The following is a 15,754-nucleotide window of genomic DNA, read 5'->3' as shown; positions in this document are numbered from 1 at the left end:
TATGAAAATGGTCAAATGGTTAAAGAACCAAGAATTTATGATGAGTTCTATGTGACAAAAGCTGTTGATGAAAAACCAGAAAAGACAAATGATCCAAATCAAAACATTAAACAAGTAAATGCACACGTAGGTGCAGATGCAGTTACAGAAAAGAACTTGTCATGGGTGACAGTTGAAAATACAGATGTAAAAGTTACTGTAAAAGATGAAAATGGAAAAGAAGTATTTACAGAAACAGTAAAAGGTACTTCAAATGAAAAAGTATACACATATACTTCTGAAGTTAAAGGATTAAAAGCATCAAGCAAATATACTTATACACTTGAAAACTTATCAAATATAGTTGAGGGTGAATTTAGAACAGCAGCACCAAAAGGTACTGAAGGAAAAGTAAGATTTGCGATGTTAGCAGATCCGCAAATTGCAGATGCAACAAGAGCAGAAGCAACAGGTGCGATATTTAAGCAATTAAGTGATTACTCAAAAGAATCACCATTTGATTTCTTGTACATCGCAGGGGACCACACAGATAGAGGCGCTGATGAAGATCAATGGCAAGCACTATTCCATAATGGTGGACTATTCCCAAATGCAACACAAGACTTCTTGTTGAAAAACACATTACATTCAACACAAGGTAACCACGATGCGATAGACTTCAAAGGTCATATCAATACACCAGATGAAATTGGCGAAGAAGAATTCCAAAAAGGTGTATATTCAGTTGACTATGGTAAAGTAAGATTTATCAATATTAACAACGCATCATATAATGTAAAAGAATTAGCTACAAATCCAGCGTTCAAATCAATGCTTGAATTCTTAAAGAAAGAAGTTAAAGAAGCAAAAGATAATGGAATGTGGACAGTACTTGGTTTCCACAAACCACTATACACAGGTGCAAGTCACGTAGATGATGGAGATGTAGTTGAATACAGAAAAATCTTAAATCCAATTATCTCAGAATTGGATATCGACTTTGTATTAAATGGTCACGACCATGTTTACTCAAGAGGATTTGTAAACAAAGATGGTTACAATGCTACAGAACTTGATAAAGAAAAAACTGCAGAAAATGGCGGAGTAACAACATTTAAACATGTTAACAATGCACCATTACACTTAGTATCAGAACATTCAGGTGGACTAAAATGGTACAGACCAGTTGACTACACAGTTGCAGAAGGTGATCCAATTGCACCAAATTATGAATTCTTAGACAAAAACTCAGCAACAGAAACACCAGCGTCACAAGATGAAAAAGAACAAACATATATGGTGATTGAAATTGACGATAATCAAGCTCATTTTGTAGCATACAAGATGAAGTATGAAAATGGTCAAATGGTTAAAGAACCAAGAATTTATGATGAGTTCTATGTGACAAAAGCTGTTGAAGAAAAACCAGAAGATACTAAATTTGGCTGGGTAAGAAACGGAGACAACTGGAACTACTACGATAAAGATGGATCTCAAGTAAAATCTGCATGGAGATGGGCTCCACTACTAGATGAAGATGGAAATCCAACAACTAAATATAATTGGAAATACTTCGATTCGAAAGGAAACAGCATTAACCAAATCTATACCGAAAATGGTTCATCATGGCTATCAGTAGCAGGACCTTCACTACAATACCACAGAGGATGGTGGTTAAATAGAGAAAACAATGAAGAATACTACTTCAGAAAAAACTCTGGTTCAATGGTTAAAGGAAGACAATTCATAGATAACAATTGGATGTTCTTTAGAAATTCAGGAACATTAGCACTTGGATGGCAATTCTTTGATGGCCACTGGAACTTCGCAGATAGAATGACAGGTTATCTAGCAATTTCCGAATGGAAATGGGCTCCAATCATTGACAAAGAAGGAAAAGAAACTGGCAAATACAATTGGAAATACTTCAACTCAAGAGGTTACAGCATAGACCAAATCTATACCGAAAATGGATTATCATGGCTATCAGTAACTGGACCAATGAGACAGTACCACAAAGGTTGGTGGACAAATCCATCAAATGGATACACTTACTTCTTTAGATTAACAACAGGTACAATGGCTAAAGGAGAACAATTCATCAACGGTACATGGAGATTCTTCAGAAAATCAGGAACCATGGCAACAGGCTGGCAATTAGTCAACGGCACATGGAAATTCTACAGAATTGGCACAGGAACAAGAGTTTCAGGACGTCAATTCATCGATGGAAGATGGCGTGAATTTGCTAAAGACGGTTCATTAATTAAATAGAAAAAATCTATTGGAAACAAGGGTATCAAAGATGGTACTCTTGTTTTTTTATATGTTGACAATGCTTTTTAGGAAATTTTGAATGACTAATTGGTGATTGTGGGAGATGAAGTGGGTAAAAGTTTGTGAATTTAATTGAAATGATACCAAAATTGAAAAAATAGAATTTGGTGCCAATAGTCAAATTAGGAACATCTTGTTCCCATCATTTACCATCTGACACGCTTCATTCCTTCAATATTATTAGGTTCCTCTGCAGCCTTATTTCCCAAAACATACCTCGTTTCCTGAACATTATCATTTCCCTCTACAACCTCATTTCTACCAACATCCACATTTTTCAAAAACACTTTATGCTATCATCATCTCTAATTTCCTAAACATGTCCATTCCCTACATGCACCTTCTCATGCCAATACACATCATCCCCTCAAATATTTACTATAATTTACAAATACTATACGAAGTTGAATTTACTAATAAAAAAACCGTTTCCAAAAAAGTTTTTAATATTTGCAAAAGTTGTGATAATATATTTATATAAACTAAATATCTTAATATTAATATTAGAATTGAGCCATTTATGTAGATGAAAACTTTTTCTCATAAAGGCGTTTTTATTGAGGTTTTAGGAAAACGCGTTCAAAATATTTGTTAAATATATATTTGGTGTAATCTTCTATATAATATTATTGATAAATATTTGTTTAGGAGGGAAAATGAACAAAAGGGCACAGAGACTGCTTGCTCTAATCATGGCTTTTGTTATAGTGTTTCCAATGTTTGGAAATATTAGATCAGTAAGCGCTGAAGAAACAAAAGGTGACACCATTGTAGGGGATGCAGTTAAAACTAATTTTGAAGATGGTGATTTATCATTAGGTACTCATAATATCGATGAAAATTGGAAATTCCATCTTGGGGATCAATCAAATGCACAAAGTAAGGCGTTTGATGATTCAAAATGGGAAGATATAAATGTTCCTCACGATTATAGTTTGAAGACGAAATATACACAAAGTGGGGAAGCTGAAAGTGGATACAAAATTGGGGGTATTGCTTGGTATAGAAAGAATTTAGAAGTATCAAGTGAATTATCTGGTAAGAGATTTGTCCTTAATTTTGATGGTGTGTATATGCATTCTACAGTTTATGTGAATGGACATAAAGTAGGTACACATCCATATGGTTACACTCCATTTTCTTTTGATATTACTAAATATATTGTTCCAGGGGAAACTAATGTATTAGCTGTTAAGGTTGATCAACAATTCCCATCAAGTAGATGGTATTCTGGTAGTGGTATATTTAGAAATGTTAATTTAGAAGTACAAAATAAATTACACATTAAAGAATATGGTGTGAGCATCACAACTCCAAAGATTGAAGAACAATTAGGAAAAAATGTTGACACAAATATTAAGACTTCTATAAAAAATGATTCAAAAGATAATAAAGAAGTTATAATAAAAAATGAAGTTTTCGATAAAGATAAAAGTGTTGTTTCAGTAGAAAGCGAAAAACAAACTGTAAATGCTGGAGCTGAAGCTGTAATTGAATCAAATCTTACAGTGAACGAAGCAAAAACTTGGTCTTTAGAAAATCCTAATCTATATAAAGTAGAAACTTCATTAATAGTTAATGGTGAAGTGGTAGATAAAAAGACTAATGACATTGGTTTTAGAACAATAAAGATGGATCCAAATAAAGGATTCTTCTTGAATGGTAAATCAATGAAATTGCAAGGAGTTAGCATGCATCATGATAATGGTGCGTTAGGTGCTGCAGAATACTATAGAGCAGTTGAAAGAAAAGTTGAAATACTTAAGGGAATGGGAGTAAATGCAATTCGTGTAACTCACAATCCTGCTTCACAAATTCTTATAGATATTGCAAATGAAAAAGGTGTTCTAGTTATTGATGAAATCTTTGATACATGGGTTTCAGCTAAAAATGGTAACTACAATGACTTTGCAAAATGGTTTAATGTAAATATTGAAAGTGGAAATGAAATACTTCGCGATAAAGAAACTATGACATGGGCGGAGTATGATACTAAACAAATGGTTAAAAGAGGACAAAATGCGCCTTCAATTATCATGTGGTCAACTGGTAATGAAGTAATGGAAGGTAATAGTGGTTCTTATACAAATTATCCAGACATATTATCAAAAATTGCTGGATGGATACAAGAAATTGATAAAGAAAGATTAGTTACAATTGGTGACAATAAATTTAAAGAAAACTGGGGTGAATCCAAACAATTTGGTGATAGATTAACTAAATTGGGTGGGGCAGTTGGTATGAACTATTCAAATGGTCAACATTATGACACTTATCATAGTGCAAATCCAACATGGTCAATTTATGGTTCAGAAACAGCTTCTGCAATAAACTCAAGAGGTATATATAAACGTGTTGATACAGATAAATTATATACTTCATATGATATTAAAACAGTACCTTGGGGACAAGTTGCTGCTCAATCATGGTTACAAATTGCAGAAAGAGATTTCGTTGCTGGTGAATTTGTTTGGACAGGATTTGACTATTTAGGTGAACCAACAAACTTTAATAAGACAAATCCAGGGGCTCATATAACTGGATGGCCATCACCAAAATCTTCATACTTCGGTATAGTTGATACAGCAGGTTTACCAAAAGATAGATACTATTTCTATAAATCACAATGGGATAAAGAAAATACTACATTACACATTTTACCAGCATGGCATAAAGATTTAGTAAGTAAAGACATTTCAGGTAATGTAATTGTTAATGTATACAGTAATGCTAAAGCAGTAGAATTATTCTTTAAAGAAAATGGTAGTGATAAAGAAACATCTTTAGGTAAGAAAGAATTTACTGAAAAGACAACTCAAAATGGATATAAATATCAACTTTACACAGGCGAAGGTAAATCAAGTAAAGAATATGAAAATCTATATTTGAAATGGGAAGTTCCATATAAAGATGGTACTTTAAGAGCTGTCGCTTATGATAAAGATAATAAAGTAATTGAAAATACAGTTGGTAGAAATACAGTAACAACTTATGGTGATGCTAAGAAATTAGAACTAACAGCTGATAGACAAACTATTGAAGCTGATGGCAAAGATTTAAGCTATATCACTATTGATGTTAAAGATGAAAAGGGAAATATTGTAGATGGTGCAAATAACTTAGTTAAAGTAGAAGTTAAAGGAAATGGTAAACTTTTAGGATTAGATAATGGGGATCAAAGAGATCATGAACCATATGAAAGTGGCCAAAGAAAAGCATTATCTGGTAAATTAGTTGCTATAGTTCAATCTACAAAATCAGCAGGTGATTTCACAGTTACAGCAAGTTCAGAAGGTTTAACAAATGGTACTGTAACAGTTAAGACAACTGCAGAAAATAAAGATGTTGCTGAAGGTCCAGTAGCATATACTATGCCAAAGATTTATTATGTAAAAGCTGGCACAGTTGCACAATTACAAGATAAGGCAACTCTTCATTATGCAGATAAAGAAGATAAAGAAGTTTCAGTAAAATGGGCAGCGGTGGATACTACAAAAACAGGTGTACAAACTGTTTTAGGTACAATTGCAGATGAAAATAAAACAGTTAAGGCTACAGTTGTAGTGCTTGATGCTGATTCTATTTTATTAAATTACTCTACAGCAGTATTGGTAGGATCTGGTAAAGTACAATTACCTCAAGATAGACCAATAGTTGATAAAACTGGTAAGATTTTAGATGCAAACTTCCCAGTTAAATGGCAAGAACAAGACGAAAATCAATATAAACAAAAAGGTGTTTACACTGTAAAAGGTACAGCAGATATATTTGGAAAGCAAGTTGAAGTTACAGCTTCTATAAGAGTTACTGAAGCTAATGCAGAATTAAGTACAAATATTGCACCTAATAACACAAGACTTGAACAAGATATTCCAAAAGAATTAGAATCTGATAGTTTGGAAGCAATTGTTGATGGAAGTTATGAACCTAAATCAGTAGGTGAAGGACAACCAAATCCATCTGTTTGGACAAACTACAATAATGCTCAAAAAGGAGATAAGGATGCTGTAATCACATTCACATATGCTACAGCACAAGTTTTCTCAAAAGCAAAATTAGGATTCTATGAAGATTCATGGTCAGCAAGAATCCCATCAAAGGTTGAAATTCAATATTCAGCAGATGGCGAAACAGATTGGAAAACATTAGAATATAAACAAGTTGCTGGTGAAAAGAAAGCTTATGGTGCAACAAGTGTGACACCATACGAATACACATTCTCACCTGTATCTGCTACAGCAATCAGATTTGTAATTACCTCTCCAACAGGTAAAAATGCAAGTGGTAGAGCAGAATTATGTACTGGTTTAACTGAATTAGAATTATTTACTTCAACTTCTAAGTTTGAAATGAATAAATCTGCTTTATTAGACGAACTTAAAGTAAACGGCACAGATGTGAAAGGTGACTTGAAAGTAACTAAGACATTTAAGTCTGATCAAGAAAAACTAGATGTGACTGCTAAGTCTAATGAAAATGCTTCAATTACAATATTACCTCAATTAGATAATAAAGTAATTGTATTGACAGAATCAGAAGACAATAACACAAGAGATAAATATACTGTATATTCAAAAGATTATAATTTTGATGGAACAGTTGAAAATGCAGATCAATACAAGATCTATCCAAAACCACAAGAACTAAAATACTTAGAAGGTGGAATTAGGATTGGTGAAGAAATTAATCTAGTTTTAAGTGATAAATTAGATCAATATACAAAGAATAAAGTAGATAAGATTCTTAAAGAAAATAATCTATCAAAATCAATTAGTAATGAGATAGATTCAACAAAAGTTAATCTATTAGTAGGTATAAAAGGATCTGGAGATGCTGCAGATAAATTCTTCGAAAAAGAAGCAATCGATGCAGAACATTTCAATAAGACTGACGCTTATAGATTGTCAATTAAAGACAGTGTTATAGCTGTTTTAGGTAAAGACACAGATTCAGCATTCTACGGATTAACAACATTACAACATATATTAGCACAAGCTAAAGATGGTGTAGTAAGAAAATTAACAATAAATGATTTCTCAAGTCAAGAAATAAGAGGGGTTATCGAAGGTTACTACGGTGTTCCTTGGACATGGGAAAGAAGACAAGATTTACTAAAATTTGGTGCAGAATTTAAGAACAATGTTATGATTTTTGCTCCAAAAGATGACCCATATCATAGAGATAAATGGAGAGACCTATATCCACAAGAAGAATTAGATAAAATTTCTGAATTAGCTAAAATTGGTAATGAAGAAAAGAATAGATTCGTTTGGACAATAGCACCATTCCACAAAGAAGCAATAAATGATGCTAACTATGATGAAAGTATTAAGATATTAATTAAAAAATTTGATCAGTTGTATGATGCTGGTGTTAGACAATTTGGGGTATTAAGAGATGATATTAGCTCCGAATATGGCTATCAAACAGTTTCAAGAGTTATGAATGATTTATCTAAATGGGCAAAAACAAAAGATGAAAAGATTTATGACTTCCTATTCTGTCCATATTCATACACATTAGAAGGATGGGCATGGAGAGCAGCTGAATTAAATGAATATACTAAGAATTTCCCTGAAGATGTAAAAATCTTCTTTACAGGTGAAAATGTATGTAGCCCAATTAAGACAAGTGCAAATGAAGCATTTATGACAAGAGGCATATCTGGACAAAGAAGACCAGAACCATTAATTTGGTTAAACTGGCCAGTAAATGACGTATTTAAGTCAAGTCATGGATTTATGGCATTGGTAATGGGTAATCCTAAGATGATATTAGACCCAACTGTTGAAAATATGGTGGGTGTCGTAACTAACCCAATGCAAGAATCATACGCATCATTTGTATCAGTATTTGCGATAGCTGATTACACATGGAACACTAAATCATATAATGCTGATGTTTCATATGCTGATGGATTTGAATTTATCGATCCAAATGCTTCTAAAGAATTAAAAGAATTAGCTTCACATATGGCAAGTGCAAATGGAACAATTGGTATCCAAAACTTACCAGAATCAGAACAAATGAAGGCTGAAATTGCTGAATTTGAAAAAGTAATGACAACAAGAGATGTTGAAGTTATACGTGAAAAAGGTGAAGCCCTAAAAGCTAAATACGACACAATCATTAAGGCTGTTGATGGATTTAATGACAAATCTAAATTTGCAGGATTGAAAGAAGATTTATCAACATACATTTTAGTGTTAAAAGAAAAATCACAAGCAGCTAAGCTTTATATCGATGCAATAATTACAGCAAAAGAAAAAGGAAAAGATGCTGCAATTGCAAAATATGAAGAAGCTGAAAAACTATTTGAACAATCAAGATCACACAAAGTAACTGTAAGTCCTACAGGTGAAAGAAGAAGAGCGGATGCTGGTATCGCAAGAATTAATCCAAACATTCAAAATATGAGAATATTATTGAATGAAATAATTGAGGGTGATGGTGAAGAAGCAGATACACTTAAAGGTGACAATATCGCTCTAAATGAAGGCAAGAAATTACCACTTGCAATAGCTTCATGGACAAATGATGGATCTCCATCAACCGATACTATTAAATCAATTAATGATGGTGTGAAGGATTTTGATGGTGGATTAGGAAATAGATGGACAAACTGGAGACCAACAAAACGTGCAAATGATTGGGTTGGTATAGTATTTGGTAAAGATGCTACTCCTGAAAAGATGAAGGTTGCAGGTATTAAACTTGGATTCTTTGAAGATCACGGTACATCATATCCTGAAACATATAAAGTTCAATACTATGATGGTCCAGAATTTACTGCACCAGAAAATCCAGGACATATAAATGATTCAAATAGTCCATTGAAAGATGATGCAAACTGGAAAGACGTTAAAAATCTTAAAGGTACAAACTTTAGACTAAAAACAATGAACACATTATCATTTGATGATGTAGAAACATATGCGATTAGAGTTAAGATGAATCCTAAAGCAAATATGGGATTAGCAATAACTGAATTTGAAGCATATGGTGAAAAGATTGTAAAAGGACCATTCGATAATAGTTATATAACTGAAGATATGATATTTGCACACCCAAGTATAAATGATAAAGTATGGCAAACATATACAAAAGCAAATATGATTGATGCTAATGATGATACATTTACTTGGTGGCATATTAACAACGACATTACAAGAAAAGGCGACTATATTGGACTTGACTTGAAACAAGTTATGAAACTAGGTAGATTTAGAATGGTTATTGGTGGAAATCCTAATGGTGCCGATCATTACGATAAATATGTAATAAGATATTCAGATGATAAGGTGAATTGGAAGACATTAGGTGAAGAAATCACTCAAACAACTCCAAAACAAGTTGTAGATACAAACTTTGAAGGTATTACAGCAAGATATATTATTGTAGAAAACTTACAAGATAAACCAAATTGGATTCAAATTTCTGAATTTATGGTTGAAACAACAGAAATTGATCAACCTGAAGAACCAGGAGATAAAGAAGTAGATAAGACAAAACTAAAAGCTCTATTAGATAAGGCAAATGCAGTAGATAAAGCATCATATACACCTGAGTCAGTTGCTAGTTTAGAAGAAGCTATTAAATCTGCTCAAGCAGTTTATGATAAAGAAACTGCAACAAATAGAGAAGTTAGTTCAGAAGTTGCAAAACTTGAAAAAGCTATAAAAGGATTAGTAGAAAAATCAGAAAATGTATTCTATCCAGGATTAGGTGATAGTAAATTCTATAGAATTCCTTCAATAGTTAAAACTGAAAAAGAAACATTAGTAAGTGCAGCAGATATGAGAAATCAATCCATCCTAGATTGGAATGATATTGATATCGCTGTAAGAAGAAGAGAAAAAGGTGCAGAAGAATTTGGTGAACTAATTAAAGTTATTGACTTAGCTGATAAAGAACAACTTAAAGAATCTGCATTCACAATGGATCCATCCATGTTAGTATCAGACGGCAAGATCTTTATGCTTGTTGATATGTTCCCAGCATCTACTGGATTAGGTGACAATGACAATGTTAATAAAGAAACTGCTGGTACAGGTTACTACGAAAAAGATGGTAAACACTATCTTGAATTGACTTCAGCAGAAGGCGTGAAATACTACGCAGATGAAAAAGGTGATGTTTACGTTAAAGCTGATGATACTAAGTCAAACTATACAGTAGTATTAACATCTGAAAAACAACCATTCTCAGATCTAGGTGATCTATACAAAGATGGAGAAAAGATAGGAAATATTTATCTAAAAGATGCTGAATTGAAGATTAAGAAGACAGCATACTTATGGTTGACAGTTTCTGAAGATGATGGTAAGACATGGTCATCACCTATAGATTTAACTCCACAAGTGAAAGCTGATTGGATGAAATTTATCGGTACTGGCCCTGGTACAGGATTGAAATTACAAAATGGACGTCTTGTATTCCCAATTTACTTCACAAATGGATTTAGACAATTATCTTCAGCGCTAATCTATTCTGACGATAATGGTGAAACATGGAATAGAGGTGAATCACCAAATGATGGCAGAAAATATGGAAATGAAGTACTACAGGCTATAAGCATTGATACAACAGCAAAACAATTAACTGAATCACAAGTAATTCAATTACAAAATGGTGATTTGAAACTATTCATGAGAAATGTGGCTGACGGAAATCCTAAACAAATTCTTATAGCTACAAGTCACGATAATGGAAATACTTGGGAAGATACAATTGAAAGAAACGGATATGAATCAAACTCATGGTGTCAAATGTCTGTAATTTCATTTGTAAGAGATGGTAAAGAATATGTAATGACTTCCCAACCAATAGTTCCAGGCACATGGAGCAGATATAAAGGAACTGTTAAATTAGGTGTAGTTAATCCTAAAGATTCAAGCATCGAATGGATTGGTGAAAAACTAATTGAATTGGGAGCATTCCAATATTCAGTATTAGTAAATCTTGGAAATGATAAATTTGGTATCCTATATGAAAATGGTACTGATTCTATAACAATCAAATATAAAGAATTTGATATTAAAGATTTATTAGAAGAACCAGAAAAACCAGTTAATAAAGATAATCTAAAATCAGCCATAGATAAAGCAACAAAAGTTGATTTAACTAATAAGACTGAAGAAACAGCTAAAGCCTTAACTAAAGTTTTAGAAAATGCTAAACTTGTACTAGAAGATAAAGATGCAACTCAAGAACAAGTTGATAAGGCTGAAAAAGCAGTATTAGATGCAATTGCAAATCTAAAAGATAAAGAAGAACCTGAAACTCCAGAAAATCCAGATAAGAAATATAAATGGGTTAAAAATGGAAGAAACTGGAACTACTACGAAAAAGATGGTACAAAAGTTCTTTCAAAATGGAAATGGGCTCCAATCTTAGATAAAGATGGTAAAGAAACAGGTTCATATAACTGGAAGTACTTCGATTCTAAAGGAAACAGTATTACTCAAATCTATACAGAAAATGGTAATTCATGGTTATCATTAGCTGGTCCAACAGACAAATATTATAGAGGCTGGTGGACAAATCCAGAAAATGATTCAGTATACTTCTTTAGAATTACTTCAGGATCAATGGTAAGAGGTAGACAATTTATCAATGGTCACTGGATGTACTTCAGAAACGCAGGAACTGTTGCAACTGGATGGCAATGGATTGATGGAGCTTGGACATTCTTCGATAAGAGAAGCGGATATCAAGCAATATCACAATGGAAATGGGCTCCACTTTTAGATAAAGATGGTAAAGAAACAAGTAAGAAAAATGCTAAATACTTTAACTCAAAAGGACAAAGCATTACTCAAATTTACTCTGAAAATGGAAGTTCATGGTTGTCACAAGCTGGCCCATCAACACAATATTATAGAGGCTGGTGGACAAATCCAGAAAATGGATACAGATACTTCTTTAGATTATCATCTGCAACAATGGTTAAAGGTGAACAATTTATAGATGGTAAATGGAGATTCTTCAGAAGCTCCGGAACAATGGCAACAGGCTGGCAAAAAGTGGGTATTACTTGGAAATTCTATAGAATTGGAACAGGTACAAGAGTATCCGGAAAACAATGGATTGATGGCAGATGGTATGAATTTGCTAAAGATGGTTCATTAATAAAATAGAATATTTCTATTGGAAACAAGGGTATCAGAAATGATACTCTTGTTTACTTTTTAAATATTTGATCGAATTTATTTTTTTAATTATCAGCATCCATTCATACAAGAATGATATAATATAGTTAATAAGAAAACGTACAGAAAGGATGTGATTTACAATGAAACTGGGGATTATAGGTGCTGGCGGCATCGTAAAAGTGTTTTTAGAAAGTGTTAAAGAAATTGAAGGAATTGAATTAAAAGGGATTTGTTCAAGGCCTGGTTCAAAAGAAAAATTGCAGGTTATTTGTGCTGCAAATGGTATAGAAGATTGCTATGAAGATGCAACCGAAATGTTAGAAAAGGCAGATATAGATACGGTTTATGTAGCAACTCCAAATAATACACACTATTTTTATGCTAAACAGGCTTTATTAGCAGGGAAAAATGTGATAAATGAAAAGCCTTTTGCTTCTAATTACGATGAGGCTAGAGAATTAAAAGAAATTGCTTTAAAAAATCATTTATATATTTTTGAAGCCGTTACAACAAGGTATTTTCCAAATACAAAAAAAGTAAAAGAAGAGATAAAAAATATTGGTAAGGTTAAAATAGCCAATTTTAACTATTCTCAGTATTCCTCCAGATACGATGCATTTAGAGAAGGGAATATAACTCCTACCTTTAGTCCGCAATTTTCTGGTGGAGCCCTAATGGATATCAATATATATAATGTTAATTTTGCAGCTCTAATGTTTGGTAGACCTGAAAATGTCTACTATTTTGCTAACATAGAAAATGACATAGATACATCGGGGATTTTAATTCTTGAATATGATGGATTTAAGGTTGTTTGCATTGGTGCAAAAGATAGTAAATCACCACTTTCTGCTACTATCCAAGGAGAAGATGGGTGTATAGAGATAAGAAATTCAGTTAACGCTTTAAGTGAATATCGCGTAATTTTGAATAGAAACTATCCTGGTGGAAGAGTACATCAAAACGATGGAGAAATCTATAATTTCCAAGGAAATTCAGATGTTATGTTTTATGAGCTTGTAGAAATTAAGAAGATTATTGAATCAAAAAATTATGAGAGAATGGAGGAATTACTTGAAATAAGTTTAATCACAATGGAGATAGTTACTAAAGCTAGAAAACATACAGGAATTGTTTTCCCGTCTGATAAATAATTGGATTATTAGTTATATTTCAAAATAATTAATCAAATAATTTTACTTTAAATTTACAAAGATTTAACATAGACTTTCTTTTTTTAGAATTGTGTTAAAAGTAGGTAAAATAGTTGTTTTTATTAGTTTTTTGGATGATAATTGTATCGTAATCAATATGTTACATATACAAAATGGAGGAGAATGTATGAAAGGTATATATAAAAGAAGTTTATCACTTTTACTTGCCTTAGCAATAATATTTCCATTCTTTGGAAATGTTGCTACAAGTTTAGCAGGAACGGGTGTAGCAAATGATCCTTACAGTGTTTCAGAATTTCAGTCTGAATACAAAGATGGGACTGAAACAGTTGTTGAAGGATATATCGTAGGATATAGAACGGGAACAACATCAATGTCAAAAACTGCAAATGATGATAAAAATATCGTGATTGCAGAGAGTGCCGATGAAACTGACATTAATAAAACAGTACCAATAAAATTAACATCTGGAAGTCAATTAAGACCAAAATTAGGTTTAGTTACTAATCCAGATTTATTGGGGAAAAAAGTTAGTATAACAGGAAAATCTATAAAATATTATGGTAGCTTAGGTCTTGAAGCTTCAGATATGAAGTTGTTAGAAGATTCAAATCCAGGTGAAACTAGTAGGGAAACAAAAGAGGAAAATATACCAGAAATAAATGCTGGATTATCAATTTATGTCGCAGATGATGGAAAATGGAGTGACAAAATTTATGAACATTCTTCAGAAGATTTAAGATTAAATAATGATTCAGAAGATGCGTATACATTAAGTCAAAATGGTGAAGTAGTATATAAACATCATCCAATATATACTGATAAAACAGGAATTCTATTTAGTGATGTAAAACATGGAGAATATACGGTTAAATTAACTTTACCAGAAGGTTATACAATCGATGATAGGACTTTTAATAGTGAAAAAGTTACTAAATCCGAAGATGGAGATTTTAATATAAAAGTAGATGGAAAAACATTCTATCAATTCTACTCTATATATATTAACAAAGATACATCAATTGAAAGAGAAAAGATTAAATTTACTTTCGATGCCAATGGTGGTCAATTTAGCGATTCAACTTCAGAAAAAGTTTCAGTTTTTGAAAAGAATACAAAATATTCATTACCAGAAAATCCAACTAGAGAAGGATATAGAATTGGAGGATGGTACACACCAGAAGGTAAATTTATTAATGTATCTACAATCCAAAATTTAACAGAAGATACAGTTTTAACATTTAGATGGATAAAACAATACACAATCTCATATGAAAATAACATTGCAGAAGCTGACGGTGTAAAAACAATTCAACCAAAAAAAGTTGATGCAAATACAAACTATACTTTACCAAAACCATATCCAGCGTCTACAGAAAACTATGAATTTATGGGATGGGATCTTGATGGTGATGGAAATGTTGATAAACAGGCAGGTGAAACAATTAAAATCACTGCTGATACAACATTAAACTATGTTTGGAAAGATCTAAACGCTCCAGAAGAATACTACACATTAACATACAAATTAAATAAAGAAGTACAAGGTGTAACAGCTCCAGAAGCAGTAAAAGCTGCAAAAGGCACAGAAGTAACATTACCAGAATTACCAAGAGAACAAAGAATCACAGATTCATATTCATTCTTAGGTTATGACACAAATGGTGATGGTAAGACTGATGCACAAGCAGGAGACAAAGTAGTACTTGATTCTAATAAAGAAGTAGTATTAATCTATGAAGGAAACTACGGTAAGCTTAACTTCACATTCCATACAGATGAATTCAAGGGTGATACATGGAAGACAGGTCGTGTAACTAGAATAGAAGACCTAACAGGATTTGAAATTGTAGTTAAAGATAGCGCAGGAAAAGTAATAGAAAATGTAGAAACAACAGCTAAGGGTGAAATCAGATTTAATAAATTACCAGCTGATGCATACACATTTGAAATCAAATTACCAGAAAACTACAAACTAGTTAAGGTAGCAGATGCGAACGCATCATCAAGTACAGATTATCAAACAATTGTAGAGTTTGAAGGTAATACAATTAAACTACCATTCTTGGGAGATAACTTATCACTTGGTAAATCACTTTACGTAGAAGT

4 protein-coding genes are annotated in these 15,754 nt (G+C 32.4%); all 4 read left to right on the top strand.

Features of this window, described 5'->3' with window-relative positions; genetic code table 11:
• The coding region (locus HMPREF9709_RS08300; RefSeq protein WP_005399165.1) for a metallophosphoesterase at positions 1 to 2,253 on the top strand (2,253 nt) is incomplete at its 5' end.
• 719 nt (positions 2,254 to 2,972) lie between these two features.
• On the top strand, positions 2,973 to 12,455 hold the full coding sequence (locus HMPREF9709_RS08295; RefSeq protein ID WP_005399164.1) for a beta-N-acetylglucosaminidase domain-containing protein: 9,483 nt from the start codon (positions 2,973 to 2,975) through the stop codon (positions 12,453 to 12,455).
• A gap of 155 nt (positions 12,456 to 12,610) precedes the next feature.
• Complete coding sequence (locus HMPREF9709_RS08290; protein ID WP_005399163.1) at positions 12,611 to 13,624, top strand: Gfo/Idh/MocA family protein; 1,014 nt, start codon at positions 12,611 to 12,613, stop codon at positions 13,622 to 13,624.
• 187 nt (positions 13,625 to 13,811) lie between these two features.
• Positions 13,812 to 15,754, top strand: a 1,943-nt coding sequence (locus HMPREF9709_RS09985; protein WP_005399162.1) for a DUF6359 domain-containing protein, incomplete at its 3' end; no start/stop codon positions are given.

Source organism: Helcococcus kunzii ATCC 51366 (genome assembly GCF_000245755.1).
In the GTDB taxonomy this organism is placed as follows: domain Bacteria; phylum Bacillota; class Clostridia; order Tissierellales; family Peptoniphilaceae; genus Helcococcus; species Helcococcus kunzii.
This window is presented reverse-complemented; position numbering and strand designations above follow the sequence as displayed.